Origin of the sequence: Marinobacter sp. (genome assembly GCF_052091845.1) — a bacterium.
Classification (GTDB): Bacteria; Pseudomonadota; Gammaproteobacteria; order Pseudomonadales; family Oleiphilaceae; genus Marinobacter.
The window spans coordinates 1-25,961 of the sequence record NZ_JBQDCO010000021.1; the positions used below are offsets into that span (position 1 = coordinate 1).

General features: G+C 56.1%; 26 protein-coding genes and 2 pseudogenes. 12 read left to right on the top strand and 16 right to left on the bottom strand.

All coding sequences use genetic code 11. The features are described 5' to 3' along the window. The coding region (locus ACTHYN_RS08515) for an OmpA family protein (RefSeq protein ID WP_441812028.1) at positions 1-917 on the top strand (917 nt) is incomplete at its 5' end. Between the two features lie 33 nt (positions 918-950). Here the strand turns inward: ACTHYN_RS08515 and ACTHYN_RS08520 are convergent. Then, positions 951-2,063, bottom strand: a complete 1,113-nt coding sequence (locus ACTHYN_RS08520) for an S-(hydroxymethyl)glutathione dehydrogenase/class III alcohol dehydrogenase (protein WP_441812029.1) — start codon at positions 2,061-2,063, stop codon at positions 951-953. A gap of 40 nt (positions 2,064-2,103) precedes the next feature. Between ACTHYN_RS08520 and ACTHYN_RS08525 the strand changes: the two genes are divergently transcribed. From ACTHYN_RS08525 to ACTHYN_RS08535, 3 genes and pseudogenes are all read left to right on the top strand, one after another. Then, positions 2,104-2,283 carry a hypothetical protein gene (locus ACTHYN_RS08525; protein WP_441812030.1) on the top strand — a complete coding sequence of 60 codons (180 nt, stop codon included), beginning with the start codon at positions 2,104-2,106 and terminating at the stop codon, positions 2,281-2,283. Positions 2,284-2,468: 185 nt separating this feature from the next. Continuing rightward, the gene (locus ACTHYN_RS08530; protein WP_441812031.1) at positions 2,469-2,879 is read left to right on the top strand and encodes a YkvA family protein; all 411 of its coding nucleotides are present in this window, start codon (positions 2,469-2,471) and stop codon (positions 2,877-2,879) included. 37 nt (positions 2,880-2,916) lie between these two features. Beyond that, positions 2,917-3,036, top strand: a pseudogene (locus ACTHYN_RS08535) (flagellar motor protein PomA); the annotation flags it as partial. 95 nt (positions 3,037-3,131) lie between these two features. Here ACTHYN_RS08535 and ACTHYN_RS08540 read toward each other — a convergent pair. The 5 genes and pseudogenes from ACTHYN_RS08540 to ACTHYN_RS08560 all read right to left on the bottom strand — a co-directional run bounded on the left by ACTHYN_RS08540 (position 3,132) and on the right by ACTHYN_RS08560 (position 8,048). Further along, a complete protein-coding gene (locus ACTHYN_RS08540) occupies positions 3,132-4,217 on the bottom strand; it encodes a lipocalin-like domain-containing protein (protein WP_441812032.1) in 1,086 nt (361 codons plus the stop codon). After that, positions 4,214-6,514, bottom strand: a complete 2,301-nt coding sequence (locus tag ACTHYN_RS08545) for an FtsX-like permease family protein (protein ID WP_441812033.1) — start codon at positions 6,512-6,514, stop codon at positions 4,214-4,216. The genes ACTHYN_RS08540 and ACTHYN_RS08545 overlap by 4 nt, the downstream gene beginning before the upstream one ends. After that, positions 6,511-7,188 (bottom strand): ABC transporter ATP-binding protein, encoded by a 678-nt coding sequence (locus ACTHYN_RS08550; protein ID WP_441812034.1) that lies wholly within the window; start codon positions 7,186-7,188, stop codon positions 6,511-6,513. The genes ACTHYN_RS08545 and ACTHYN_RS08550 overlap by 4 nt, the downstream gene beginning before the upstream one ends. Before the next feature lie 48 nt (positions 7,189-7,236). Beyond that, positions 7,237-7,740: pseudogene (locus ACTHYN_RS08555) on the bottom strand (efflux RND transporter permease subunit); the annotation flags it as partial. After that, complete coding sequence (locus tag ACTHYN_RS08560) at positions 7,731-8,048, bottom strand: hypothetical protein (RefSeq protein ID WP_441812035.1); 318 nt, start codon at positions 8,046-8,048, stop codon at positions 7,731-7,733. The pseudogene ACTHYN_RS08555 and the gene ACTHYN_RS08560, both read right to left, overlap by 10 nt. 271 nt (positions 8,049-8,319) lie before the next feature. Between ACTHYN_RS08560 and gdhA the strand changes: the two genes are divergently transcribed. Beyond that, positions 8,320-9,669 (top strand): NADP-specific glutamate dehydrogenase, encoded by a 1,350-nt coding sequence (gene gdhA, locus ACTHYN_RS08565; RefSeq protein ID WP_441812036.1) that lies wholly within the window; start codon positions 8,320-8,322, stop codon positions 9,667-9,669. A gap of 264 nt (positions 9,670-9,933) precedes the next feature. Then, positions 9,934-12,063: an EAL domain-containing protein gene (locus ACTHYN_RS08570; protein ID WP_441812037.1), complete on the top strand. Its 2,130-nt coding sequence runs from the start codon at positions 9,934-9,936 to the stop codon at positions 12,061-12,063. 30 nt (positions 12,064-12,093) lie between these two features. Here the strand turns inward: ACTHYN_RS08570 and ACTHYN_RS08575 are convergent, their stop codons facing one another. The 3 genes from ACTHYN_RS08575 to ACTHYN_RS08585 all read right to left on the bottom strand — a co-directional run bounded on the left by ACTHYN_RS08575 (position 12,094) and on the right by ACTHYN_RS08585 (position 15,232). Continuing rightward, positions 12,094-12,753 carry an energy-coupling factor ABC transporter permease gene (locus tag ACTHYN_RS08575; RefSeq protein ID WP_441812038.1) on the bottom strand — a complete coding sequence of 220 codons (660 nt, stop codon included), beginning with the start codon at positions 12,751-12,753 and terminating at the stop codon, positions 12,094-12,096. Continuing rightward, positions 12,737-13,642, bottom strand: coding sequence for an MBL fold metallo-hydrolase (locus ACTHYN_RS08580; RefSeq protein ID WP_441812039.1), 906 nt, complete (start codon positions 13,640-13,642; stop codon positions 12,737-12,739). The genes ACTHYN_RS08575 and ACTHYN_RS08580 overlap by 17 nt, the downstream gene beginning before the upstream one ends. Before the next feature lie 81 nt (positions 13,643-13,723). Beyond that, a complete protein-coding gene (locus tag ACTHYN_RS08585; protein WP_441812040.1) occupies positions 13,724-15,232 on the bottom strand; it encodes a sensor domain-containing diguanylate cyclase in 1,509 nt (502 codons plus the stop codon). Between the two features lie 197 nt (positions 15,233-15,429). Between ACTHYN_RS08585 and ACTHYN_RS08590 the strand changes: the two genes are divergently transcribed. From ACTHYN_RS08590 to ACTHYN_RS08615, 6 genes are all read left to right on the top strand, one after another. Beyond that, positions 15,430-16,524: an HlyD family secretion protein gene (locus tag ACTHYN_RS08590; protein ID WP_441812041.1), complete on the top strand. Its 1,095-nt coding sequence runs from the start codon at positions 15,430-15,432 to the stop codon at positions 16,522-16,524. 10 nt (positions 16,525-16,534) lie between these two features. Beyond that, on the top strand, positions 16,535-17,563 hold the full coding sequence (locus ACTHYN_RS08595) for an FUSC family protein (protein WP_441812042.1): 1,029 nt from the start codon (positions 16,535-16,537) through the stop codon (positions 17,561-17,563). After that, positions 17,560-18,336, top strand: coding sequence for an adenosylcobinamide-GDP ribazoletransferase (cobS, locus tag ACTHYN_RS08600; RefSeq protein WP_441812043.1), 777 nt, complete (start codon positions 17,560-17,562; stop codon positions 18,334-18,336). The genes ACTHYN_RS08595 and cobS overlap by 4 nt, the downstream gene beginning before the upstream one ends. Positions 18,337-18,459: 123 nt before the next feature. Continuing rightward, positions 18,460-18,711: an antitoxin gene (locus ACTHYN_RS08605; protein ID WP_441812044.1), complete on the top strand. Its 252-nt coding sequence runs from the start codon at positions 18,460-18,462 to the stop codon at positions 18,709-18,711. Positions 18,712-18,714: 3 nt separating this feature from the next. Beyond that, positions 18,715-19,017: a type II toxin-antitoxin system RelE/ParE family toxin gene (locus ACTHYN_RS08610; protein ID WP_441812045.1), complete on the top strand. Its 303-nt coding sequence runs from the start codon at positions 18,715-18,717 to the stop codon at positions 19,015-19,017. A 60-nt stretch (positions 19,018-19,077) separates the two neighbouring features. Next, on the top strand, positions 19,078-19,356 hold the full coding sequence (locus ACTHYN_RS08615; protein ID WP_441812046.1) for an acylphosphatase: 279 nt from the start codon (positions 19,078-19,080) through the stop codon (positions 19,354-19,356). A 30-nt stretch (positions 19,357-19,386) separates the two neighbouring features. On the opposite strand, the gene ACTHYN_RS08620 is transcribed toward ACTHYN_RS08615, so the two are convergent. Genes ACTHYN_RS08620 through ACTHYN_RS08650 form a run of 7 tightly spaced genes read right to left on the bottom strand, consistent with a single transcriptional unit; the run spans position 19,387 to position 25,953 of the window. Continuing rightward, a complete protein-coding gene (locus ACTHYN_RS08620; RefSeq protein WP_441812047.1) occupies positions 19,387-20,055 on the bottom strand; it encodes a DNA-3-methyladenine glycosylase I in 669 nt (222 codons plus the stop codon). A gap of 6 nt (positions 20,056-20,061) precedes the next feature. Then, positions 20,062-20,760 (bottom strand): 5,6-dimethylbenzimidazole synthase, encoded by a 699-nt coding sequence (gene bluB / locus ACTHYN_RS08625; RefSeq protein ID WP_441812048.1) that lies wholly within the window; start codon positions 20,758-20,760, stop codon positions 20,062-20,064. After that, entirely contained in the window at positions 20,753-22,264 is a 1,512-nt protein-coding gene (locus ACTHYN_RS08630; protein WP_441812049.1) for a cobyric acid synthase, read from the bottom strand. The genes bluB and ACTHYN_RS08630 overlap by 8 nt, the downstream gene beginning before the upstream one ends. Beyond that, on the bottom strand, positions 22,265-22,876 hold the full coding sequence (gene cobO, locus ACTHYN_RS08635) for a cob(I)yrinic acid a,c-diamide adenosyltransferase (protein ID WP_441812050.1): 612 nt from the start codon (positions 22,874-22,876) through the stop codon (positions 22,265-22,267). Beyond that, positions 22,873-24,198 (bottom strand): cobyrinate a,c-diamide synthase, encoded by a 1,326-nt coding sequence (locus tag ACTHYN_RS08640; protein ID WP_441812051.1) that lies wholly within the window; start codon positions 24,196-24,198, stop codon positions 22,873-22,875. Before ACTHYN_RS08640 ends, cobO begins: the two co-directional genes overlap by 4 nt. A gap of 25 nt (positions 24,199-24,223) precedes the next feature. Continuing rightward, complete coding sequence (locus ACTHYN_RS08645; RefSeq protein WP_441812052.1) at positions 24,224-24,994, bottom strand: ABC transporter ATP-binding protein; 771 nt, start codon at positions 24,992-24,994, stop codon at positions 24,224-24,226. Beyond that, positions 24,994-25,953: a FecCD family ABC transporter permease gene (locus ACTHYN_RS08650; protein ID WP_441812053.1), complete on the bottom strand. Its 960-nt coding sequence runs from the start codon at positions 25,951-25,953 to the stop codon at positions 24,994-24,996. The genes ACTHYN_RS08645 and ACTHYN_RS08650 overlap by 1 nt, the downstream gene beginning before the upstream one ends. Positions 25,954-25,961 lie beyond the last annotated feature (8 nt).

Sequence of the window (25,961 nt, forward strand, 5' to 3'; positions counted from 1 at the left end):
TTCGAATTGAAAAGCGATTCGGCGATAAATCAGGCGTTAATCAGACCCTCCTTAACGAAATATCGGAGTTACTGGGGCTGGAGCAGAGCAAAACAGAAGCTCTGGAGCAACAGATGCTTACCGCTCAGGACAGTCTCAGCGACAGCCTGGCCGAGAATGAGGCTTTACAGGGTCGGCTGGATGCTTCCCGTAACCAGTTGATGCAACAAACAGCCGACGCCGAAGCCAGGGCTGAAAGGCTGGCTAATATGAACAAGGAGTTGGACGAAAAAGACGAACTGTCTACCAGCCAGCAAAACATGATCCTGCGGCTATCGAACCGGATTGCATCACTACAGGAACAGCTAAGCCAGATAGCCACAGCGTTACGTTTGCAAAAAGAACTAACAGCGAAAAAAGAGGGCGAACTGGAAAATGTCAGTAAGCGCTTGAATACATTACTGGCGGAACGGGTAAACCAGCTGGAACAATATCAATCTGAGTTCTTCTCACGGTTGCGGGATATTCTTGCCGCCAATGAAAATATCCGGATTGTGGGTGATCGTTTTTTGCTGCCTTCGGAACTGTTATTTGCATCCGGCTCCGCCCAGCTTGGTGCTGAAGGCAAGCGCGAACTCGACAAACTGGCAGGGGTGCTTCTTGATGTGGTGGACACGATTCCTCAAGATCTTGACTGGATTCTGCGCATTGATGGCCACACCGACATCATTCCTATCAATACCCGGAAATTCCCTTCCAACTGGGAGTTGTCAACCGCCCGGGCCGTGGCGGTTGTGCGCTACCTGGCCAATCAAGATGTGCCGCAAGGCCGAATGGTAGCAGCAGGCTTTGGCGAGTTTGCCCCGGTTGTTGAGGGCACCACGCCAGACGCCTTGCAGGCCAACCGGCGCATTGAGATCAAACTTACGGATCGCTAGTGCAAAACGATCCGTAGGTTTGTGGCTCAGGTCTCAGAAGTGAATCACGGTGCGGATGCTCTTGCCCTCGTGCATCAGGTCAAACGCCTCGTTGATGTCTTCCAGTTTCATTTCGTGGGTAACAAACACATCGAGCGGAATCTCGCCTTTTTCCGCTTTTTCCACATAGCCAGGCAGTTCGGTGCGGCCTTTTACGCCACCAAACGCCGAGCCTTTCCAGACCCGACCAGTTACCAGCTGAAACGGGCGCGTGCTGATTTCTTCACCGGCACCGGCCACGCCAATGATGATGGACTCGCCCCAACCCTTATGGCAGCACTCAAGCGCTGAACGCATCAGCTGCACATTGCCCACGCATTCGAACGAATAATCCACGCCGCCGTCCGTCATCTCAACAATGACTTCCTGAATCGGCTTGTCATAATCCTTGGGGTTAACCACATCGGTGGCGCCCAACTGCTGGGCAATCTCAAATTTGTCCGGGTTGATGTCTACCGCAATGATGCGCCCCGCCTTTGCCATTTTGGCACCAATAATGGCCGCCAAACCAATGCCACCCAAGCCAAAAATGGCCACGGTTGCGCCTTCTTCCACCTTCGCGGTATTCATCACCGCGCCAATCCCGGTGGTTACGCCGCAACCCAGCAGGCACACTTTATCCAGCGGCGCTTCTTTGGGGATTTTGGCCAGGGACACTTCAGGCAGCACAGTGTACTCAGAGAACGTAGAGCACCCCATGTAGTGGTACAGGGGCTCGCCCTTGTATGAAAAACGGGGCGTGCCATCGGGCATCACACCTTTACCCTGGGTTTCGCGCACGGAGCCGCACAAGTTGGTCTTGCCAGAGGTGCAGAATTTACACTTGCCGCATTCAGCGGTGTAAAGCGGAATCACGTGGTCGCCCACCTCAAGATCGGTCACGCCTTCACCGAGGGCCTCCACGATACCGCCGCCCTCATGGCCCAGAATGGTGGGAAATAAACCTTCGGGATCGGCACCAGAGAGGGTGTAAGCGTCGGTATGACACACACCGGTTGCCACAATGCGCACTAGCACTTCGCCTTTTTTCGGCGGTGCAACGTCCACTTCTACAATTTCCAGCGGTTGATTGGCGGCAAAAGCCACGGCGGCACGGGATTTAATCACGGAACATCTCCTTGCAGGCGGAATTTCAGCTATTGGGAGTTTGACTGAATTTAGACGAACGGTCCATGAAGCCGGTAAAGAGATTCGCAGCACCGTCACTACACCCGATGCAACGAAAGCAGCAAAAGAACACTACCAGGTAGCCATCGACGCCGATGCAGTTGCAGAAACAATCACAGAGTACGAGCGGAATGAAATCCGCAACGAACCCACCTATTAGCTGTGGCTTGAGGAGCAATTCATCGATTATGATGCAGCAAGCAACTATGGCAACTGGCAGTGCTGGCTGGCGCGGCCAGGCAGCGCAACCTGTGGCACTGCACACAGTGGATGCGGCGGACTGGCCAGTTTCATGACATGATTGCGATTGGCTATCCACCCAGAATCGAAAGAGGGCACTTACTCATGGCGCTGTTCAGCGAAAAGAACGCACAAACGCAGTTGGATGCCGAGGCGAAGAAGGTCAAACGTGCCGACCTGGAGGCGTTACTGGAACGGCAGCGGGCCATAGAAGACAAGGTTAAGGGCAGTGGCAAACTGAGCCGGTTCAGCGCCGATATCAAACTGATGTTTTCGATGATACGGGACTACTGGAAAGGCAATTACCGCGACGTTCCCTGGAAAAGTATCGCCGCCATTGCAGGCGCCCTATTGTATGTGTTGAACCCTCTGGATTTCATTCCGGACCTCATCATCGGCCTTGGTTTTCTTGACGACGTTGGCGTGGTTGCGCTGTGCCTGAGGCTTGTGGAATCCGACCTGCACAAGTACGCAGCCTGGAAAGAACACACAGAGGAATCCAGCCAATCGGCATAAGCTGATTGATTGAATAATGAACTAAGGGTAATCTTTCGCCCCTGATGTTTTCCTCAACTCATCGTCGCTGCTGATTGTTGTGGGTGGCACTCTGTTGGTGGTGCTTGCAAAGTTCAGCATCCCCCAGTTTCTTGGCGCTTTTAAAGCCGCGGCCCGGTGAAGGAATCGGGTGTAGGCTCAGGGCCGGATACAAGCACTATTACCTGGTAAACCAGGGCGGCGGATCAGAATAAACACCGCGCGCATCCGTGATCACTCAGCATATCCGGTCAGCTCCATATAGCCCTCGCCCTGATGACTTCCAGCTACATTTACCGGGCTTTCCCAATAGGGATAAAGCCCCCGGTTGAGGTAATCACCGGGCGGTGCGACAAGCTGCAAATCTACCTGATACGCCGGAACCTTGAGCCGCCAGCCCACAGGCACACCCTTGCGCCGGTCCAGTTCCTTAAGGTTCAGTTCCGCTGAACTTAACGGAACAGGATCGCCTTCCGCAGGAAGCCAGGTGCCCGCCTGGAAACTGCCGCTCTCATCACGCAACCGGAAGGCCATCAGTTTGTCGCCGCTATCCAGGTGCAGCGCAAACCAGTCCCAGCCCTTCTGCCCGGTTTTCAACAGCTGGCTGCTCCACTCCCGATCAAACCAGCCCTGGCCCCAAACCTTCAGCACGTCGCCACCCAGCGTTACCTCACCGGTTATGGCTATATCCACCAAACTGAAATACATGGAGCCTTCACCACTGGCAGATTTGGCGCTGAAGCCGTCTTTACCGTGCGCTACGGGAGCCCCCTCGATAGCAAGGATCAGATCGTAACTCCAGCCCTCACCGGCCGCCTTCAGTTGCCAGCGGTTATTCTCAGCATTGCCGGTAAGCTGCCAGTTATCCAGCCAGACCCGAAACGGAGCGGCCGTGGCACCGGCATTACCCATATCCCCTCGTGCAAGCTTTTCGGCAAAGTAGTGTTGGCCTTGCCAGCTCACCGCGCCATGAGCCATCCAGGCGGCCTGTCGTGGCCAGTTTCTGGCCGCTGGTGCTGGCTCGGTCGCAGCTCTGGGCTGCAGTGCCTGGCGGAATTGTGTCCATTGCAGCCCCAGAGGGTCACCGGCTGCCGTTTCAAGGTTGGCGGTGAGGTACCACCACTCAATACGGTGCTGCGGATGCGGCCCAAAATCGGCGGGAAATGTCAGCCGATCTCCGGGACCTGGCTGCAAATACGGCGTGCCAGCTTCGTCGTTTTTTCCAATCCCCGCCAAACCAGCAAACCCCTCGTCCCCGGCCTCTCCGGAGCAGCCGGCCAATAGCAACAGAACCAGGCACAAACCCATCGGCCGGATCATCGTTCACCTCCTGTTATAGCACTGGCAGAGACGGGCGCAACCGTCGGCTTGCCAAGCTGCCTGCGCATTAATGCAGCAATGCTTACACCTATGCCCAGGCTGAGAACAGCAAGCTCCAGCCAGAATGCAGGGTACACCGCCATGGGCAGAGACCAGCCAAACGCCAGAGGGTTAATGCGGTGCACCAGCACCCAGGTCAGCCAGATGCCCAGAGGCAAAGCCAACAAAGCAACGCCGCCCGTTAGCAATAGCGACAGCCGCAGTAACTGACCTGTCACCTCCCGGTGTGAGAGCCCCCAAATCATCAACAGACGGAAATACCAGGCCCGGGTGGAGAATAACACCCACCCCATTATTAACAGCGCCGAGGCTGCCAGAACCAGCGTGAGCAATGTCATGGCGCGGGTGAGCGCAAAGGTTCGATCAAACACACCGGTGGCCAGCTCCCGAATGCTGTCGTTGTCCCTCACGGACAGTGCGTGTACGCCCCAGATTTCCTCAAGCGCGTTAATGATGGGCTTGATGCCGGACTCTCCCGGGCTAACGGACAGGCTCTCGAAACGAGCGTTAAAGGTATCTGGCAGTGTGTCACCGTTCAGCAAAACCTCACCCACAGGTCGGCCATAGTCAGGGTAAATGCCCAATACCGGCAGTGCCAGTGACTGATCGCCGAATGTCAGTTGCACGCTGTCGCCCACGCCGATTTTCTCCCGTCGCGCCAGCTGCTCGTTAATCATCACACCGTCGCCCGCAGCCAGGGCATCCCAGGGGCGGCTGCCTGCCTCCAGCAAAGCCCACCCGCGAATCAAAGAGCCAATGGGTGCAAGGGCAAGTATGTCCACCTGCGGGCTATGGGCACTGCCCGCACCTGACAATTGGGCGCTGCCCCGGATCACCCGGTGCCACTGCAAACCCGGAGCACTCTCCTGCTGACTGGAGAGCCATTCAGTTGCCTGATAGCTGTCGACCCCGGCGGGTATTTCAATGTAAAAGTCGGCTTCAAGCCGCTGCGCCAGCCAGCGATCAAAGGTGTCTTCAAAGGTGGTAACCAGAGCCTGAACCGCAAGTACCATGGCCAGCGCAAACTGCAGGGCCACCAGTGGCAACGTCAGGCGGCGAACCAGCACGGCAAGCTCCCGGTAACGCCAACGCACAAGCGGCGCCTGCAAGTGGCTGGCACGCCAGTGGGCGATCCGGGCAACAGCGGCCGGTGTTAGCCAGCCAGCACCGGCAAATACCAGAGCAACGCCAACAAACGCCCAGGGCAGCGACGGCGACAACCAGGCCATAACCAGTCCAGTGGCCAGCAGAGATGCAGCCAAAGCGGCCGGAGCTGGCAGCCGTAAAAACGATCGACCACGGAACCAGAGCAAAAGCAGGTCGCCCAAACAGGCAATCACCACCACCGCCAGCATGACCAGCACCGGCATTAGCCAGCCCTGCCCCTGGCCAGCGTATAGGGGAATATCAAACAACCCATCCAACGCCTGCCCGAACCCGTTCCCCAGCCCGGCCGCAAGCCACCGGCCCAGCCAGACACCGGGCACCACACATACCAGCGCCAGCCCCAGAATCTCCATCACCAGCCAGCGCTGTACCTGCCCGGGTGCGACACCAAAGCGTTGCAACAACGCGAAGCTGTCACGGCGCTGTGCCAGCCCCAACAGATATACACTGCGCAATAACAAGGCAGTGATCAGTAGCACCAGCACGCCCAGGGCTTCCAGGTTAAGCAGAAAGCTGTCGGCGAGCTGGCCGGTATCCGGACTGATGGCGAAGGATTCCAGGCGATAACCGGAGGGCAGATCAACGGCCCGGGTGGCGTCGGGTGTCAGCAAGGATAGCCGGCTTTCACTGGCATCTTTTTCAACAGCCGTATGAATATCCACAAAGGGTTTGCCGTCCAACGGCTGATCCAGTCCTGGCGACGCTGCGCTTGCATCGGCAAAACAGTGGGCGGCCAACGGATCAATACCCACAAGCCTGTTTCCGGCTTCAGGTGTCACCTCCAGCCATGGCATCACACACACACCGGCCAACCGAAGTGATACAAAGTCTTCAATCGCCGGCCTCTGGCCATCGATCCGCACCACCTGCTGACGCTCCGCCACAGCTTGCTCACTCTGACTCAGGCTGGCTCTGGCCTGACTGGTGAGATAGCTAACGCCGGTCCACAACATGGTAGCGAGCAGTATCATGACCGCCAAAGCAATCAGTTGCAGCGGGTGACGGCGGTAATGACTGCCTAGAGCCTGGGGGATGAAAAAAATCTGAAGCAGGGATCGGGAGCGTTTCATGGCTCGCTCAAGTGCCCGAGATCCAGGTGCTGCTGGCAATCAGCGGCTAGCTCAATGTCGTGGGTAGCCAGTATCAGGCTGCAACCGTGGCGGGTCTGAAGGTCGAATAGCACCCGGGTTACCTCATCGGCGGTATGGCGATCCAGGCTTCCTGTTGGCTCGTCGGCCAGAATCAGTGCAGGCTCCATGGCAAACACCATGGCCAGAGCCGCCCGCTGACGCTGGCCACCGGATACCTGATCCGGATAACGCCGGGCCAGTTCACTGATGTTCAGGCGGGTCAGCCAGTCCTCGGCATTTGCCGGATCCCGGCCGGCAAGTTGTGCCCGCAATCGTACGTTGTCGAGCAGCGACAGCGCGGGCATCAGGTTGGCCTCCTGGAACACCACGCCAATGTGACGGCGGCGCAAGGCCGACCAGGCCGCCGCTTGTGGCCGCGCCGAACCGCTGGCCTCAAAAATCTGATCTCGCAGAACAATCGCGCCAGCATCTGGCCACTCCAGACCACACAACAGATGCATCAATGTGCTCTTGCCTGAACCGGAACGGCCCGTCAGTGCCAGCGACTGGCCCTCGCCAAGGGTGAACGACAGGTTTTCAATGACCGGAACGGTTTCATTACCACTGACAAAGTGCTTACCAAGCCTCCTCACCACCAGCAAAGGGTCCGTCATGTTAGCTCTCCGTTGTTGTGTGCTTCCCGCCACTGTCGGAACTGCTCAAGCCACGATCACATACATTAATGCCACGCCCACCCACAACCCGGTTTTCATGTCCGCAATGGTTTCCCGCTGGTATGCCGAGCGGCCCTCAAAACTGTAGCGAACATTGTAGCGGCTGGCGATATTCGGCAGCGCCTCTGCCTGCAGGCTTTCAAGGATCTGCGCCGTGGTGCTTACGCGGCTGTTCAGCGCAGACGTCACTTCCACCGCCAGCTTGCCATCGGCATGGCGCAGGGCTTCGGAGCCCTGACGGTGATCCAGGTTCATCACCTGACCAAGCGGTACAAAGCGTCCATCGGGAAGGCGCACGGTCACCCGGGACAGGGTAGACAACCGCTCGCGCTGATCCCGGGGCAGTTGCACCCGTACTTCTATCTCATCGCGCCCGTCCTGATAAATCTGCGCCACCCGGCCATCAAACGCCGCTCGCAACTGGCTGCCCAAATCCGTGGTGGTCAAGCCCAGTGCCTCTCCGTAGGCACTGACCTGATAGATCAGCTGTTCCCCCGGCGCGGGAGCTGCCGCCAGTACACACGACATGGTAATGCCCCGGTGCGCCAGACTAAGCCGGGAAAATCGGCGAAACGGACCTTCCCGGAAACCAACAGGCGGCGCTCGCCCTTGGCGGAGACCACTTCGCCATACAGGGGCAGTACCGGAGTATGTGTACCAGGCTCCACATCCTGAATCTGCACCCGCCAGCTACGTTCAGTGGCACTGACTTGCGCTGGCTCCGGCCGGGTCATTTTCAGGAGCAGAAAACCCAGCACACTGGCCGCCAGAATAATCAGTGGTAAAAGTCGCTTGAACATCAATTTTCAGCCCGCTCAAAAAACCAAGCCACGCCAATGGACGTGCAGGAAGCGCGCAAACCACACCCCTCTGTATCACCACAGCCGCCTTAAATACTTATTAATTAATCAACTATAGGCTATCAATATACCCAGCGCGAAGACATGCCACACACTCCTGACCGAGGCTTATTTGCCAAACCACCGAAAATATGGTCAAATCACGGCCCCATTTTTTGACCATTCTTTTCATTTTCCTGCAATAAGCAAGAACCGAAACAAGGAATACCCTATGACCGCCCGACTTGATGAGAAACTGGAACTGATTTACGAGGACGTTCTACACCGCAATCCGGGTGAAAACGAGTTCCACCAAGCCGTACATGAAGTTCTGGAAACACTGGGACCTGTTCTGGTGAAATACCCGGAATTTGCCGAGAAGAAAATCATTCAACGCATCTGTGAACCCGAGCGCCAGATTATTTTCCGGGTTCCCTGGCAGGACGATAACGGCGAAATCCATATCAACCGCGCCTTCCGCGTAGAATTCAACAGTGCCCTGGGGCCCTACAAAGGCGGCATGCGTTTTCACCCGTCGGTTTATTTGGGCATCATCAAATTTCTGGGGTTCGAGCAGATTTTCAAGAACGCCCTGACCGGCCTACCCATCGGTGGTGGCAAAGGCGGTAGCGATTTTGACCCTAAAGGTCGCTCAGACGACGAAATCATGCGCTTTTGCCAAAGCCTGATGACCGAGCTGTACCGTCACATTGGTGAATACACAGACGTTCCAGCGGGCGACATTGGCGTAGGCGGCCGCGAAATCGGCTACCTGTTTGGCCAGTACAAGCGCATCACCAACCGCTACGAATCCGGCGTACTTACCGGTAAAGGCCTGGATTGGGGCGGCAGCCGCGCCCGCACCGAAGCCACCGGCTATGGCACCGTATTCTTTACCAATGAAATGCTGAAAGCCCGTGGCGACTCTATCGAAGGCAAAAAAGTGGTCGTTTCCGGTTCCGGTAACGTGGCGATCTACGCCATTGCCAAAGCCCATGAACTGGGCGCTACGGTTATTGCCTGCTCCGACTCCAGTGGCTTTATCGTGGACGAAAAAGGCATTGATCTGGCCGCGGTCAAGCGCATCAAGGAAGTTGAGCGTCGTCGTATCAGCGCTTACACAGAGTTCCACAAAAACGCCAAATACATCGAAGGCGGCAGCATCTGGTCTATCCCTTGCGACGTTGCCCTGCCGTGCGCTACCCAGAATGAACTGAACGCCAATGACGCCAAAACTCTGGTTGAAAACGGCTGTATCGCGATTGCCGAGGGCGCAAACATGCCCACAACGCCGGAAGGCATCGCTATTTTCCAGCAAGCGCCAGTGGTCTACGCACCAGGCAAGGCAGCCAACGCTGGCGGCGTTGCCACCTCTGCCCTGGAAATGCAGCAGAATGCCAGCCGCGACTCCTGGTCCTTCGGTTATACCCAGAAGCGCCTTGAGGACATCATGATCGATATTCACAAGAGCTGCTTTGAGACATCTGCAGAGTTCGGCGCTGAAGGCAACTATGTGCTGGGCGCCAACGTCACAGGTTTCATCAAGGTAGCGCGTGCCATGGCATCCATGGGCGTTATCTGATCACTGCATAACACTGAAGACCCGGTGGTGGGGCTAAGAAAAAGTCCCACCACTGCAGGCCTCTTCCCGCAAGAACGCTGCCATGGAATAGCCCACTCACGTATACGGCCTGCCTGTTTCGCACACGTAACGCTTGTGCTGAAGCTCCTCAGAGGAATTACTAACGCGTAACGTAGATGACGCTGCTAAAATAGTACTATCGGGTAGTACTGTCAGGACAAGGAGGTACGTCGCACTTTCTATAGCCGGAGCACGGAGTACGTTATGCCAGACTCATATAATCCGGAGCCATCAGCACCGCCCTCCCAGGTTGATTTAAAACGCCTTTCACTGGTTGCCGGGGCCAGTCGTAACATGATTTTGCCACTCGACGACACCGGTGCTATCCAGTGGGCTAATCCCTGCTTTGAGGAGTATACCGGCTATCAACTAGCAGATATTTCGGGTGATCACCCAAAAGATCTGCTCAACGGCCCCGCCACAGACCCGAAAGCTATAAAGCGCATCTCGCTGAAGCTACATCAGACCGAACCCTTTGAAGAAGATGTTCTCCTTTATACCCGTTCAGGCACAGCTTTTTGGGTCCATCTCTATTGTATCCCGATCGGTGAGGACCAGGGTGTAGCACCAGGCTTCATCTCCATCATGAACAACATTTCGGATCGCAAGCGCAGCGAACGGGGCCTTCGCATTGCGGCCAGCGTGTTTGATCGTGGTCACGAAGCCATCATTATTTCAGATAAGCAAAACCGCATATTGGATGTAAACCCGGCATTTTCACGCATTACCGGCTACAGCCGGAACGACGTGCTAGGGCTCAACCCCTCCATACTCAGCTCTGGCCGCCACTCTCCCGCCTACTATCGTTCCATGTGGCAAAGTATCGAAGAAAACGGTTACTGGCGGGGGGAAATCTGGAATCGTCGGAAAAACGGTGAAGAATTTATCGAGTTACAGTCAATCAGCCGAGTCTACCTGGATGAGCGAGAGAACTACTACCATGTTGCCTCCTTCACGGACATTACAGAGCTGAAGAACCACGCTAAAGAGCTTGATCTTGCGGCCAACTATGATGAGCTGACCGGCTTACCAAACCGCCAGTTGCTGGAGGAACGTCTGAAAAGCGCGAGGGGGCACGCGGATCGCCAGCAAAAAAACCTGTCGGTGTGCTACATGGATCTGGACGGTTTCAAGGCGATCAACGACAGCTTTGGCGAAGCTGTCGGCAACCAGATTCTGCGTACTTTGGCGGGCCGTCTTGCACAAGCCATACGCAGTGGCGATACCGTTGCCCGAATTGGCGGCGATGAGTTTGGTGTGATCCTACAAAGCGAACAGCATGAAATTGTGTATGAGCGCATACTATCCATCATCAACGAGCCCATTGAGCTAACCGCAAACTTCGGTGCAATCACGCTTACCGCCAGCCTTGGCATAACCCGCTACCCTGCCGACAATGCGGATGCGGAAGGCTTGATCAGGCACGCGGACCAAGCCATGTACTCCGCCAAGGAAAAAGGCCGGAATCTGCTGCACTTTTTTGACCCTGAGTTGAATGAGCATCGGCAGCAGAGACGAGAACGGCTAACCGAGATCACCCATGCACTGGAGAACGATGAGTTTGAGCTTTACTTCCAGCCCCAGCTGCGCCTGGCGGACTGCAAAGTTGTAGGCTTTGAAGCTCTGATTCGCTGGAATCACCCCCATAAAGGCCTGCTGCAACCAAACGCATTTTTGCCCATGCTGGAAGATAGCCACCTTGAAGTGCCTCTGGGCCAGTGGGTTCTAAAAGAAGCCATTTACCAGATGAATCTCTGGCATGGCTCAGGTGAAGATTTGTCCGTTAGCATCAACATCAGCGCACGGCATCTGATGCATCGAAGTTTTACTCGCTATCTGGAAAGTTACCTGCACAGCCACCCGGCGATAAAGCCCGGCCGGATCACTCTGGAAGTGCTCGAATCAACCGCACTGGACGATACCCGGCACGCCAGCAATATACTTGCCCGATGCCAGGAATTGGGCTTTCGTATTGCACTGGATGATTTCGGAACAGGTTTTTCGTCACTGACCTACCTGCAGGCCTTACCGGTTGACTTGGTGAAAATTGACAAAAGCTTTGTGCGCAACATGCTCAAAGATGCCAGTGACCGGGCTATTGTGGAAAGCGTGATTTTTCTGGGCCAGAGGTTTGCGCACCCTGTTCTGGCGGAAGGCGTTGAAACCATGGATCATGCCCGCGCCCTGCGACAGCTAGGCTGCGAGTATATTCAGGGTTATGGCGTTGCCCGCCCAATGCCCGCTGGCGAGATACAAGACTGGCTACAGCAATGGCAGGAGAAAACCGCCAGCGGTGACAACAGCGATGCTTTGGAATCGATGCATATCGGTTAATACCGGCACACAACCAGGCGCCAAAGGTATCTAGCGATAGCGGCGCTGATTCAGGGTTGTCAGCCGGTCTGGGTGGAACACCATCAACCCGGTCACCACAGTGCCGTTCACAAACCCCTCTGGAAGCATGAACAGCGGGAGGTATCGCAAGTAATCGCGAACCAGTTCTGAAAACTCATACACGCCGCTGAGCCAGAGCATCAGGCACATCAGCAAGCCAGACACAGCCACTGAAATGCCCGCCCCGAAAAAACCACAAAAGAAGATATAAGCGAAGAAATTGCTGAAGTTTCGATGCCTCTCCCAAAGCATTATGCCGTGGGTAACAAGGGCAGGCACCATAACGGTGACCAAACCGTTCGCGGCAAACATAGCCGCTGGTTCACGGCCAATTAACACCGTAAAGATCAGTGCCATCAAGCCGGCAAACACAGCCAAGCCCCAGCCAAGCATCAGGGTAACCGCGGTTATGCCAAAAATATGAATGGCAAGCCCGGGGTAGATACCCGCGCGCATTTGCCAAAGCAGACCCAAGACCACCGCAGCACCAAAAAAAGAATGCTGCAGGGCATTGTCGCGGCGTAGCCCGTGCCACCTCACCGATCGGGCCGCCTGAACCAGAACCAGCAAAAACAGTGCGAAGGTTACCAGCCACTGCCCTGTTGATAACAGATTACCGGTCATGCCCATAGTGATCACCGCTCGCAGAATCCCGGAACACATTAACCGGTATTTTCAGATATACCCGGCCATTGTCCTCTGCCGGAGGCATGTCTCCCGCCCGCATGTTCACCTGCACGGACGGAAGAATCAGGCGGGGCATATCAAGTGTCGCATCCCGTTCCGTGCGCATCTGTACAAATTCGTCTTCGCTAATGCCATCGTGCACATGAACATTGGCCTCCCGTTGCTTCGCTACCGTAGTTTGATGGGCGTACTCATCACGTCCGGGCGTTTTATAGTCATGGCAGAGGAAAATGCGGGTTTCTGCGGGCAGGGACAGTACCTTGCGGATTGACTGATACAGAACCCGGGCATCGCCCCCCGGAAAATCACAGCGGGCGGTTCCAAAATCCGGCATAAACAGGGTGTCGCCCACAAACGCCGCATCCCCCATTATATAAGTCAGGCAGGCGGGCGTGTGGCCGGGGGTATGCATCACCCTGCACTCAAGGTCACCAATGGTAAAGGTGTCACCGTCGTGAAAAAGTCGGTCAAACTGGCTGCCATCGCGGACAAAATCGACTCCGGCGTTGAACACCTTGCCGAAGACCTCCTGAACATCACGGATATGAGCACCAATACCCGTTTTACCGCCGAGCTTTTCATGTAGATAAGCGGCCGCGGAAAGGTGATCTGCGTGTACGTGGGTTTCCAGAATCCACTCAACCTTCAGGTTATTTGACCGGACATACTCAATAACTGCATCCGCGGAGCGCGCATCGGTGGCGCCGGCGGCATAATCAAAATCGAGCACGGAGTCGAGAATCACACAGGCCTCGCCGGCCGGATCACGCACCACATAACTGAACGTATTGGTGGGCTCATCAAAAAAGTGCTGAACCTTTGGGTTGCTCATAGCAATCGCCTCCGCCGATGGGAATCCTTTTTTTATTTTAAAGGTATACCCAAGCGAAATATAAGGTGAAATTCTCTTTCCTTATACGCGCGATACGCCCGATGCATCAACAAGGCAGTCTCGCCCGGCTTTTTTTGCACGATACAACCGCTGGTCTGCCAACCGGATAACAGGGTCTGGCGCAACGGGAATGCTATCCAACTCACTCACAGCGGCCACACCCGCGCTGACGGTAAGCGGCACAGTGTGCCCTTCAAAAGTAAAAGCATGTTCACGCACCGAGCGGATAATACGGCTTACCGTGCTCCGGACATCTGCCTGGCTCATATCACTGAAAGCCACCACAAACTCTTCTCCGCCAAATCGTGCCACCACGTCTGCATCCCGGGTTTGTTCCTGTAAAATGCCTGCAAACTCACGCAAACAAAAGTCGCCCCCCAAGTGGCCGATAGAATCATTGATACGCTTGAATCGATCAAGATCAAACATCGCCAGCGTAAAACGCTCACCGTAACGACTGGAGCGGCTGAGCATTTCATTCAGCCTGGGCATAAGGTAGCGGCGATTATGCAATGTGGTTAGCGGATCACTAATGGACTGACTAAGGAGTTTACTCTCCAGCCGTTGGCGTTCCAACGCACCAGAGAGCAAGCCGGATACGATAATCAGGAGGTCTGCCTGATCGGTTCGCCACGAGCGCTGTCGAATTGAGTCCAGGCCAAAAAACCCGGAAACCATACCGTTTACTCTAACCGGTACGCAGAACATGGAGCAAACGCCCTGTTGCGCCAACATATCCCGCTCTGGGCCAGGCTTCATTTGCGTGAGGTCTTCAACAAACACAACCCGGTTGTCGCTCAACATTTCGGAGATTTTTTCGTGCCACCAGTCAAAAGCATCAATTGATACATTGCGCTGGTCATTAATCAGGGCAGGCACGCCTGGCGAGCACCATTCATGGGTGTTATTCATGAACCGGTAGTCTGGCGAGAACGCATACAAATAGGCGCGGTCGGCCCTGAAAAAGGTTCCGATCACCTTCAGCAGTTCGCTAATACCCTCATCAATGCCTCCGAATCCCAGGGTGATAAACGCCGTTGACTGCTTTGCAATCAGCTTTTGAAAATCCGCCTGAAAAGCGGCCTCTGCCTCGTTCTCGCGGAGCGTGCTTTCAAGACCTTTATAATGCTGAATACTATGAATCTGGCCATACCAAACTGTACTTCCATCGGCTTGGCGCTCAGGCTTTGAGTGGGCTTCAAACCACTCATAGAACCCTGCTTTTGTTTGTAATCGGGCTTGGCAAAGCCAGGGTGTAAGCGCCGCGGCTGATTCGGCGATGCTTGCGTACACACTGTCGCTATCATCCGGATGAATGGTGGAAAACACCGCATCGGCACTTGCCCGTAACTCAGACGGATCAAGGCCCAGAATGTCTTGTATCTGGTCACCCACAAACAAGAACCGGTGGGATTTGCCGTCGGCACTGAGCCAGTACGTGATCAGGATGCCGGGAATGCCCGAAGCCAGCTTCCGGAAAAGGTAGTCAGAATCTACAAATGGTTCCATTTCGCCGGACTGCTTTATCATGAACCACTTACTCCCTGAGCCTGAAACCACACCGTCCTGAAAGTGTAGTTCACCGCGCCCCACAGAGCCATCCCAACCTCAGGGCACAGGTTGGCCCATGCGCTTTTCGCTCCGGTTTTGGTCAAGTGGTACCATGCTTGACACCACAACTTGCCAAAACACTTGCCCGTGTCTGTCTACACCCAGGAGACCCATTAATGAGCGAAGCCGATAAAAAAAGTTCAGGCTCAAACCCTGCAAAACCGATCGCCTTCGGCGTCATTCTGGTGCTTGTTGTCCTCGCACTTATCTACGCATTAGGCGACCGGTTAGCACCGTCCTCGTCACGGGGATTTGTTTCTGCCCACGTTGTGCAGGTTGCGCCCCGGGTGTCTGGCGATATTACCGACGTTATGGTTCAGGACGATGCGGTGGTGCAGGCAGGCGACCCGCTCTTCTCTATTGATGCCCGGCCTTTTGAGCTGGCGGTTAAACAGGCAGAAGCCAACCTTGCCAGCACGGTTCAGGGCATAGATGCCTCAGCGGCGTCACTGGTGGCAGCCCAAGCCGGGGTTACGCAAGCCAGAACAAACCTGAATACCGCCCGCACAGACGCCGACCGCACGTTGCGTTTGGAAAAACGCGGCATTGTGCCGGTTGCCCAGGGTGATGCCGCCCGGGCCAAGGTAGCAGATGCGAAAGCACAGCTGCGCACGGCCGAGGCCAACCTGGAAAGCGCCCGTAAGCAACTCGGCCCCAAGGGCGCCGACAACCCCTCTATTCTGGCCGCGCAAGCACAACTGGAGAATGCACAGTACGACCTGGCTTCTACAGTGGTTCGTGCGCCTCACTTTGGCGTCGTAACCAACATGACGCTGGCCAAAGGTCAGTTTATCAGTGCGGGCAACCCGGCACTGACGTTCATTGATGCCGAGGCAGCCTGGATCACCGTCGACTTGCGGGAAAATCAGTTACAGAATATCGAATCAGGCGACACGGCCCACCTGCTGTTCGACGCAGTGCCCGGTACCATCTTCGAAGGCCGCGTACAAAGCGTTGCATGGGGCATAAATCCAGGGCGCAACGTTCAAGGTGGCCTGGTGGTAAACGAGGCATCCAACCGTTGGTTTGAGCCTGCACGGCGCATTCCGGTGCGAATTGAACTCACCGGTACGCAGGAGGACTGGCCACGGCAAGTGCGCGTCGGTGGAAAAGTGCACGCCGTCGTATTTGCCGGTAGCACCGGCAACCCGATTGCCTTAATCGCTCGCGGGTTGCAGCGTGTAAGATCCTGGTTCAGCTACCTGTATTGAGGGGCTTGCCATGTATATAACTCCACGCCCCAGTGTTACAGACGACCCGCTTTATGCGGTGCGCCTGGGTGTCACAGGCATGCTGGCCTACGCCGCCATACCCCTGATCAACCCGGCACTGCCGCCCATTATTGCGGCTCTTCCCGTCGGGCTGATTGCGGCACAACGCAAAGCGTTTAATCCGGGCAAGGCCATTGCCGGCCCCATCGTTATGATCCTGCTGGTGTATATCATGACGTGGTTTGTGGAAACCCTGCGCCCTATGCCATTGGTTTATGTGGGCGCCATGTGGCTCACTTACTTTGCCGGCTTTCGGATGATTTTGCAGTCTGGTGCCCAGGCCGGCATGCTGATTATTATCGTGGCGGTACTGATGTCCGTGATGGGCATGCATGGCACCGCCACTGTGGAAACCATGCGTGATGGTTTTGTGCAGGCCTCGTTGGTAGGGCTTGTACTGGGGCCGATTGTGTATGCCCTCTTCCCCGCCCGAACCACCGAACAGCATGTGGATGATCCGGCACCCACAGACGGCAATGTCACCCTGGGCGCAGCTATTCGGGCAACGGTGCTCATGGCCCTCACCTTCTGGCTGTATGCAGTCATGGAGCCATCCGACATGATGATGGCGGTCATCGCAGCCATGGTGCTGGTTTTTCCCACCCGTAACGCCGTGTTTTATGAAGCCCACCAGCGTGTGCTCGCAACCTTCTATGGCAGTGCCGTTGGGCTTACCATACTCTGGCTGTTCACCTTTTCTTCACATTTGCCGATACTGCTGGGGCTGATCTTCCTCGGCGGCTTGTGGCTGGGCCACCTTATGCTGCACGGAAAACATCCCAGCATGGTGTATCAGTATGCGTTGTCGGTAGCTCTGGCCCTGATTGCCGGTGCCCTGTCCACACAGGATCCTGGCTACGCAACCTTCACGCGCATTGTTCTGACCCTGTCTGGCGCCGGGGCGGCTGCACTGCTGGTTGCCGGGTTAGACGCCCTGACCGGGTGGCGACGCCCGACACCACAAGAAAGCACGACATGACAGAACAAGAAACCCAACGTGCGTCACGGATCCAGCATGAATGGCAGGCTTTTTGGCTGTCCATTGGCTTTCTTACCCGCATTCCCATGCTGGTGCGCATTGATTACTCCCAACACCTGATGAATCAGTGCAGCATGTACTTTCCGCTGGTGGGCCTGCTGCTCGGCGCGCTCTACGCCGGGCTGTTCGCCTTACTGAATCTGGTATGGAGCCCGCTGATCTGTGTGCTGGTAGTACTGTGTTTTCACCTGTTTATTACCGGCGCTTTTCACGAAGATGGCCTTGCAGACAGTGTGGATGCGTTGGGCGGGGGATATACCGTTGAGAAACGCCTGGAGATCATGAAAGACAGCCGCATAGGCACCTATGGCACAGTAGCGCTGGTGATGGCGCTGGGCCTGAAAGCTGCGCTGCTGGTCGATGCGAAAAGTATCTGGCTGGCACTGCTGGTGGTGCCCGCAATCAGCCGCTTAACGCCGCTGCTGTTAATGGCCTTTATGCCGTATGTAACCGACCCGGATAAAAGCAAAAGCAAGCCAGTTGCAGAAGCCTTTTCTCGCCAACGCTTGCTGGTCAGCTGCGTGTTTACCGCCCTAATCGCGCTGGTATTCAGCGCTTGGTTGCCGGGGCTTTGGCTTAGCGCCTTAGCGGCTGTAGCCATCGTAGCCTTACTGTGGGGCTGGTATTTACAGCGGCAATTAGGCGGTTACACAGGTGATGCGCTGGGGGCGAGCGTGGTGTTTTGTGAGCTGGTACTGTTGCTGGGGGTTTAGGTTAGTTGATCAGCCGACCAGCCGTGGCAAAACGCCCAAACAAACAATGATCAATGTTTATTCATTTTGGTACACTGTTTCCCGTAGAATAATTTTTCAGGTCTCGTTACTGGAGGGACAGGTATGAAGCTCTCTATAGATCTTAGCCCACAACAACATCAACACCTTAAAGCAGCCGCTGCGCTGGAAGGAAAAGCCATCAAGGCATACGTGCTTGAGAGAGCCTTTTCAGGCATGCCGGACTCTAGCATCCAAGACCTATCCCCACTAGAGAAAGTTCTAAATGCACGAATGACTGCCGCAAGACAAGGAAGCATTTCCAGCAGATCAGTTGAGCAGATCTTTGATGAAACTCTAAAAGAAGCTGGCCATTAGCCTATGCGCAACTACGACCTCACGGATGAGGCAGAAAGCGATCTTCGACAAATTATTCGCTACACCCTGGAAAAATGGGGTGCAGAGCAAGCCCATAACTACCGCGCAGCTTTCTCGAACACGCTGGAAGCCATTGGTAATCAAACTCTCGTTGGAATGACGTTCTCCGATAATCTACCAGCTATTCGCGTAGTGAAATCGCAGCACCACTATATTTTTACACTCTACAAAACCATCCGCGCGCGCTTGTTCTTGCTTTCTATCATGAGCGCCAGAACTTGGTCGCGCAATTGGAAAAGCGCTTAACTTAGTGTGTCGAAAATGCGCTTATTGAAGGGGTGCGAGCCAACATGAACGAGGAAAAATATGACCGTTAAACGCTGGAAACTGATTATCTCGGGTCGTGTTCAGGGTGTTTCTTATCGCGCTTCAGCAGAAGCTCAGGCCAACGAGCTCGGTATTCTCGGCTACGCCAGAAATCTTGCAGACGGGCGTGTGGAGATTGTTGCTGAAGGTAACGACCGTCAACTTAGCGAGCTGGAATCCTGGTGCCGGGAAGGTTCACCAGCGGCGACTGTCAGCTCAGTTGATGCAGAAGAGCAGGAAGCGACGGGCGAGTTTACCGGTTTCGGAATTCGCCGTTAGATAGCCAGTGCACAGGGCGTCACTACCGGGTCAGTTATCCTGGGCACAAGACACAATCCGCGATAAATGACTGTAGGGCAACCCGGTTTGCTGATGCCAATGGGTAAACGCGACTTGCGCCTGCTGCAGCCCTTTTTTGCTGGTTGGCGAGGCGTCCAACAGGCCGGCCCGGCGCAACACGGCCACTACATCATGGGACAAAATAAACCCGTCCCAGCCGACAATGCGCAGAAAATACTGCGCACTATTGCCGCCCAGGCGTGAACCATGGCGCTTCAGCCATAGCAACAAGCCCGCCTGGTCTTCCGACGGCCACTGGCTCAGAAAGGCACCGAAGCTGCCGTACTCATGCACCGCATCCATAATCATGCGGGCGTTTTCCGGCACCGTGCGGATTTTCTGCAAGTTGCGCACAATGCGCTCATCCGCCGCCAACTTTTCCAGAACCTCTGGCGACACCTGTTGCCAGTACGCGGGTACAAACCCGTCAAAAGCTGCCTCAAAACCCGGCCATTTGTTATCGATTACCCGCCACACAAAACCTGCTTTAAATACACAGCGGGTGATTTCTGCGAGATAGCGGTCGTCGCTGCGCTCTTCCAGCACACTGGCAGGCGGCAGCTGTGGGAGCAGAGTGTTCAGTTCCGCCACACCGCCTTTGCGGGCGATGGCGCGTTCGTGGATATCAGAAAATTTCATAGCCGCTCACTTTGTCAGTTTACCCAGCAATGCCTTGTCATCCAGCGAGACACCCCAGCGGTTACCATGCACCAACTCGTCCAGCGGCAAGCGCGAGCGCCAGCCTTTGGCTTCCAGCTCGGGCTGGTCCGCAAACTCGCTGACGTAGCCAAGGCACAGATAAGCCAGCGGATATACGTTATCCGGCAGGTTGAGGATCTTCGCCAGCTCGCCTTGATCGATGATACTCACCCAGCCTACACCTATACCTTCCGCCCGAGCCGCCAGCCATAAATTCTGTACCGCCAGGCAGGTGCTGAACAAATCCATCTCCACAATGGAATTGCGCCCCAAGACGTGGGTGCCGCCACGGCTGCGATCACAGGTAATGCACAAATTCATCGGGCTTTCGGTAATGCCCTGTAATTTCAGGCTGCGGTAGGTTTGTTGGCGCTCACCGGTATAGTTGTCTGCGGCTTTGGCGTTTTCTTCGTTAAAACTTGCCAGCACTTGCTGGCGTACTTCGGCGCTGTCGATGAGGATAAAATCCCAGGGCTGCATAAAACCCACCGAGGGTGCATGGTGCGCGGCTTTCAAGAGTCTCGCCAGTACGGGTCGGGGTATGGGGTCGGGCAGAAACTGCGAGCGTACGTCGCGGCGCTCGTATATGGCGCGGTAGAGTCCGGCGCGCTCACTGTCGCTGAAACTGTGATCTGATTTACTCACTGTGCCTGATCTCCTCCAGGTTGATCGCTGTCGGGTTCAGGTTCAGCAGCTCGCGCAGCCATGCGGTATCCAGATGCTGTTCTACCTGATCAGCCAACCGGTCAAGCTGGGCCAAGCGATGTTGCTGATAGTCCACCGCAGAGCCCGATTGGTTTAGCCCAGCCCAATGCAGCAGGGCATCACAAGCGGCGGGCTCATCAAATATTCCATGCACATAGGTTCCGGCGACTTGGCCGTCGGTGCTCATTGCGCCTTCGCTACTGCCTTTCATACAGCCCAGTGGCTGCGCCAGAGCCGCTCCCTCACTCACGCCGTTATGCATTTCATAACCGCTGAAAACCACACGGTCACTGCCAGACATATCCGTTTGAAAGGTGAGTGTGCCACTTACATTCCTCAGCTGTTTACCGGCAACCATGGTGGTGGTCATTTCCAACAAACCCAAGCCGTTTGTAGAACCGGCACCGCCTTCCAGTCCATTTGGGTCATCCACCTGCTCGCCCAACATTTGAAAGCCACCACAAATACCAAATACCTTGCCGCCGTAGCGCAGATGTTTCCGGATGGCTTTTGGCCAGCCCTGACTGTGCAGAAAGGCCAGATCCGTGCGGGTGCTTTTACTGCCGGGAAGTATGATTAAATCCGCCGAAGGAATGGTCTGATCCGGCCCGATGAACTGTAGGTTTACACCTGGGTGCAGGCGCAAAGGATCAAAATCATTGTGATTACTGATGCGAGGCAATACGGGAACAATCACGTTGAGAGCGTCGGCTTCGCTGCTGCCAGAGGTACCAATGCTGTCTTCGGAATCCACAATCAGGCCATGAAGGTAGGGCAACACGCCCAGTACCGGCTTGCCCGTGCGCTCGGTCAGCCAGTCCAGGCCCGGCTCCAACAGACTGATGTCGCCACGAAAGCGGTTGATGATAAAGCCTTTTGTGCGCTGCTGTTCGCTCCCGGAGAGCAGCGCCAGCGTACCCACCAGCTGGGCAAACACGCCACCCCGGTCGATGTCGCCCACCAGCAATACCGGGCAATCCGCCGCTTCGGCAAAACCCATGTTGGCGATGTCGTTGGCCCGCAGGTTCACCTCGGCCGGGCTGCCGGCACCCTCGGCAATGATCACATCGTAGCGCTCACTGAGCGAACGCCAGGCCTCCATGACGGCCTTCATCGCCTCCGCTTTGTAGGCGTGGTAGTCCAGCGCCTCCATGTTGCCGTGTACCTGGCCGCGCAGAATCACCTGGGCGCCGCAGTCGCTTTGCGGTTTCAGCAGCACCGGGTTCATGTCGCTGTGGGGCTCGAGGCCGCAGGCCAGGGCTTGCAACGCCGTGGAGCGGCCGATTTCACCACCATCCACCGTAACGGCACTGTTCAGGGCCATGTTCTGGGGTTTGAATGGCGCTACTGACACGCCCTGGCGCGCCAGCCAACGACACAGGGCTGCGACAACAGTGGTTTTACCGGCATCGGAGGTGGTGCCCTGAATCATCAGTGTGGTCATTTACAGCTCAACACCCTTCTGAGCCTTGATGCCCTGATCCTTGAACGCGTGTTTCACCGCACCCATTTCGGTAACGGTATCTGCAATATCAATCAGCTCTTGCGGGGCATTCCGGCCGGTAACCACCACATGTTGCATCTCGGCGCGGCCCTGCAAATCGTCCAGTACCCGGTCCAGATCTATGTAGTCGTACTTCAGCGCAATGTTCAGCTCATCCAGCAGAATCAGGTCGTAGCTTTCATCTTTCAGCATGCCGGCTACTATGTCCCAGGCGGCGTTGGCCGATGCCACATCCTGCTCCCGACTCTGGGTTTCCCAGGTATAGCCCTGCCCCATTACGTGGTAGTCCACATTGGGCAAATCCCGGAAGAAGGCTTCTTCGCCAGTGCTGAAGGCACCTTTGATGAACTGTACAATGCCCACTTTCATGCCGTGGCCCAGAGAGCGCGCCACCATGCCAAACCCGGAGCTGCTTTTGCCTTTGCCTGGGCCAGTCAGCACCAGCAATATGCCCTGCTCTTTCTGGGCATTGGCTATGCGTTCGTGCATGATTTTCTGCTTCGCGGCCATGCGCTTGGCGTGGCGTTCGGGGTCTTTTGCGCGTTCTTTCATGGTGTGCTCTCCTCGTCATTAGAAAATGCCAGCGGTTGGCCCTTGAAAATAGCGGCAACAACGCCGGGTGCTGATGGGAAATAGCTGTAAAACAGGCTGGCGACCAAGCTTTTGTCACCGAACACGAGCTCACTCCCGGTGCCTGCCTGTTTTTGGGTGTGCGCCACGGCTGCCCAGTGTGTGCTTAATGTAAACCGATGAAACGTGTGGCCTCGCAGCTCCCCCTGCTTCGTGGCGAGGCTGTGCATACCAATGCCCTGGAGGCGTTTGGCAATGGTTGCCTGCCCCCGCACGATCCCGAATAGCGAGTGCGCCACGCCTTCCTTATCGGTGAACTCTTCCATACAGGCGATCAAGCCGCCGCATTCTGCGAGTATTGGCTTGCCGGAATGGTGGAACGCCCTGATGGCTTGTCCCATAGACTCATTCTTTGCAAGCGCGCTGCCATGAAGATCGGGGTAGCCACCCGGAAGCCAAAGGGCGTCGGCGGCTGGCAGTTCTGCGTCTTTCAGGGGCGAAAAATAATGCAGCTCGGCGCCCATCGCATGCAGCAACTCGGTATTCGCGCGGTAAATAAAACTGAAGGCAAGATCCCGGGCAATCGCAATGCGCACTCCGGCCAGTAACGCTTGGGGCCTGACCGGCTCGGCAGCCCTGACAGGTATCGTCTTCGGTAACTCATCAAGGCCTGCGGCTTTGAGCACTTCGGCCGCTTTATTCAGCTGTTGATCGAGGTTCTCCAGCTCTGCCGGCTGAACCAGCCCCAGGTGCCGATCGGGAATACTCATTGCCTCATCACGGGGAACAGCACCCAGCAAACTGACACCTTCAGGCAACCCTTCACGCAACATATCGCCATGGCGCGGGCTGCCAATTTTGTTGGCAACAACCTGATATACAGCGAGGTCGGGATCAAAACTGGCGAGGCCCAAGGCAACAGCACCAAAGGTTTGTGCCATGCCACCAGCATCAATCACCGGCAGCGCAGGAATAGCCATCAGCTTTGCCAGGTCAGCGCTTGACGGATCGCCGTCGAACAGCCCCATTGCACCTTCGATCAGAATAAGATCTGCCGTTTTCGCCGCTTCTGCCAATCGCCACCGACACTCATCTTCGCCGGTCATCCAGGGGTGGAGTTGGTAAACAGGGTTTCCAGAGGCAAGTTCCAGCACCATTGGATCCAGATAGTCCGGGCCGTGTTTGAACACACATACTTTGCGCCCCGCGTTGCGATGAAGCCGTGCCAGCGCGGCCGTTACCATGGATTTACCCTGCCCGGAGGCGGGCGCAGTAATCATCACTGCCGGTACAGCTAAATTCATCAATTCACCTATTCCATAAATTGAATCAGGAGGACACCGGCACAAACACGGGAGCCCCATCGACCTCTACAGTGGTCAGTTTCTGGTTATACAGCCTCTCGAGCGCCGAGGGCTTAAGCATGGATTCCGCTGGGCCCCAGCACGCATCGCCGTTGGTATATAACAGCAGAACATGACTACACCAGCGTGCGGCCAGGTTCAGATCGTGCAGGCACATGAACACTGTTTTCCCTGCATAGGCCTGATCCCGGAGAATAGTCATTACCCTGACCTGGTGGTGCAAATCCAGATGATTGGTGGGCTCATCCAGCAGCCATACATCCGGGTTTTGCGTCATCAGCGTTGCTATCGCAACACGCTGTCGCTCGCCACCAGACAATGTATTCAGCAGCCGGCCAGACAAATAATCAACATCCAAAGCGGCCAAAGCACGTTGGGCACGATCCAGATCTTCACCCTGCTCACTTTCCCAGGCCGACAGCCAGGGGTGACGCCCGATCAGGGCGGTTTCTATAACCGTTGCCGGAAAGCTGTCCTGCCGCTCCTGAAACACCAGCCCCAGATGACGGGCAATGTCACGGCGTTTGAGCTCTGTTAAAGGCGTCGCGTTGAGCATTACCTGACCGCTACGGGAGGGAAGCAAACCGGCGAGTGTATGAAGTAGCGTGGTTTTGCCCGCACCGTTGGGGCCAAGCACACCCCAAGTCTGGCCTGGCTCGATCTCCATGTTCAAAGCATAGCTATCAGGCCGCCCCGGTACGTTGATAATCAAATCACGGGTACGCAACTTACTCATCAGCGGCTCCGGTGCAGCAGATACAGGAACGTGGGTACGCCCAGCAGTGCGGTAATCACGCCAACCGGTAATTGCTCGGGCGCAATCACCGTGCGTGCCAGTGTGTCCGCCAGTACCAGCAAGGTGCCGCCTGCCAGGGCACAAGCTGGCAGGATAATGCGCTGATCATTCCCCAGCACCAGCCGGAGCATGTGCGGCACAATCAGACCCACAAAACCGATACTGCCGGCCGTGGTCACTGCGGTAGCCGTCAACAGGCTGGCAAGAAGGTAAATGGCCCATTCCAGAGGTCGAACAGAGACGCCAAGGGCGGCGGCCTGCATAGGCCCACGCGCGAGTACATTCAGATTTCGGGCCAGAGGCAAAATGACCACGATGGATAACGCCAACACAATCAGAGGCGGCCAGGGTGTGCGCGCATAGGACACATCGCCCATCAGCCAGTACAACATGCCGGGGAGCTTGTACGAAGGAGTAACGGCGAGCATAAGCGTAATCACCGCGCCCCAACCTGCGGCAACTACCACGCCCGTCAGCAGCAGGCGTGAGGGAGTCCAGCTGCCGGTGCCGTGGGCCAGACCGAATACCAGCATCGTTGCCAGCATGGCGCCGGCAAATGCCGAACCTGATATCAGCAATGTGCCCATACCCGTCAGCATAGCCAGCAATGCCCCAACTGCGGCACCACCGGACAGCCCCAACACATAGGGATCCGCCAGTGGATTGCGGAGCAAGACTTGCATCAGCGCGCCTGCCACAGCCAGCAGGCCGCCAGTGGCAAATGCTGCGAGTGTGCGCGGCAGCCGAAGTTCCCACAACAGAGTACGATGCAACGCACTGCCCTGGCCCTGAATAACCTGCCAAAGATCAGGGAGAGAAATGGTCACACTCCCCAACGCTAAAGCCAAAAACACCGCGGCCAGTGACACTGCGCCAAGACTCAGCAAAGAGCGTGTCATCGGCTAGC

What these genes read in the sequence shown, in the direction of transcription:
- ACTHYN_RS08530 (WP_441812031.1), top strand. Translation starts at nt 2,469, where the DNA reads ATGGCGCTGTTCAGCGAAAAGAACGCACAAACGCAGTTGGATGCCGAG.
- ACTHYN_RS08540 (WP_441812032.1), bottom strand. Translation starts at nt 4,217, where the DNA reads ATGATCCGGCCGATGGGTTTGTGCCTGGTTCTGTTGCTATTGGCCGGC.
- ACTHYN_RS08545 (WP_441812033.1), bottom strand. Translation starts at nt 6,514, where the DNA reads ATGAAACGCTCCCGATCCCTGCTTCAGATTTTTTTCATCCCCCAGGCT.
- ACTHYN_RS08550 (WP_441812034.1), bottom strand. Translation starts at nt 7,188, where the DNA reads ATGACGGACCCTTTGCTGGTGGTGAGGAGGCTTGGTAAGCACTTTGTC.
- ACTHYN_RS08560 (WP_441812035.1), bottom strand. Translation starts at nt 8,048, where the DNA reads ATGTTCAAGCGACTTTTACCACTGATTATTCTGGCGGCCAGTGTGCTG.
- gdhA (WP_441812036.1), top strand. Translation starts at nt 8,320, where the DNA reads ATGACCGCCCGACTTGATGAGAAACTGGAACTGATTTACGAGGACGTT.
- ACTHYN_RS08570 (WP_441812037.1), top strand. Translation starts at nt 9,934, where the DNA reads ATGCCAGACTCATATAATCCGGAGCCATCAGCACCGCCCTCCCAGGTT.
- ACTHYN_RS08575 (WP_441812038.1), bottom strand. Translation starts at nt 12,753, where the DNA reads ATGGGCATGACCGGTAATCTGTTATCAACAGGGCAGTGGCTGGTAACC.
- ACTHYN_RS08580 (WP_441812039.1), bottom strand. Translation starts at nt 13,642, where the DNA reads ATGAGCAACCCAAAGGTTCAGCACTTTTTTGATGAGCCCACCAATACG.
- ACTHYN_RS08585 (WP_441812040.1), bottom strand. Translation starts at nt 15,232, where the DNA reads ATGATAAAGCAGTCCGGCGAAATGGAACCATTTGTAGATTCTGACTAC.
- ACTHYN_RS08590 (WP_441812041.1), top strand. Translation starts at nt 15,430, where the DNA reads ATGAGCGAAGCCGATAAAAAAAGTTCAGGCTCAAACCCTGCAAAACCG.
- ACTHYN_RS08595 (WP_441812042.1), top strand. Translation starts at nt 16,535, where the DNA reads ATGTATATAACTCCACGCCCCAGTGTTACAGACGACCCGCTTTATGCG.
- cobS (WP_441812043.1), top strand. Translation starts at nt 17,560, where the DNA reads ATGACAGAACAAGAAACCCAACGTGCGTCACGGATCCAGCATGAATGG.
- ACTHYN_RS08605 (WP_441812044.1), top strand. Translation starts at nt 18,460, where the DNA reads ATGAAGCTCTCTATAGATCTTAGCCCACAACAACATCAACACCTTAAA.
- ACTHYN_RS08610 (WP_441812045.1), top strand. Translation starts at nt 18,715, where the DNA reads ATGCGCAACTACGACCTCACGGATGAGGCAGAAAGCGATCTTCGACAA.
- ACTHYN_RS08615 (WP_441812046.1), top strand. Translation starts at nt 19,078, where the DNA reads ATGACCGTTAAACGCTGGAAACTGATTATCTCGGGTCGTGTTCAGGGT.
- ACTHYN_RS08620 (WP_441812047.1), bottom strand. Translation starts at nt 20,055, where the DNA reads ATGAAATTTTCTGATATCCACGAACGCGCCATCGCCCGCAAAGGCGGT.
- ACTHYN_RS08630 (WP_441812049.1), bottom strand. Translation starts at nt 22,264, where the DNA reads ATGACCACACTGATGATTCAGGGCACCACCTCCGATGCCGGTAAAACC.
- cobO (WP_441812050.1), bottom strand. Translation starts at nt 22,876, where the DNA reads ATGAAAGAACGCGCAAAAGACCCCGAACGCCACGCCAAGCGCATGGCC.
- ACTHYN_RS08640 (WP_441812051.1), bottom strand. Translation starts at nt 24,198, where the DNA reads ATGAATTTAGCTGTACCGGCAGTGATGATTACTGCGCCCGCCTCCGGG.
- ACTHYN_RS08645 (WP_441812052.1), bottom strand. Translation starts at nt 24,994, where the DNA reads ATGAGTAAGTTGCGTACCCGTGATTTGATTATCAACGTACCGGGGCGG.
- ACTHYN_RS08650 (WP_441812053.1), bottom strand. Translation starts at nt 25,953, where the DNA reads ATGACACGCTCTTTGCTGAGTCTTGGCGCAGTGTCACTGGCCGCGGTG.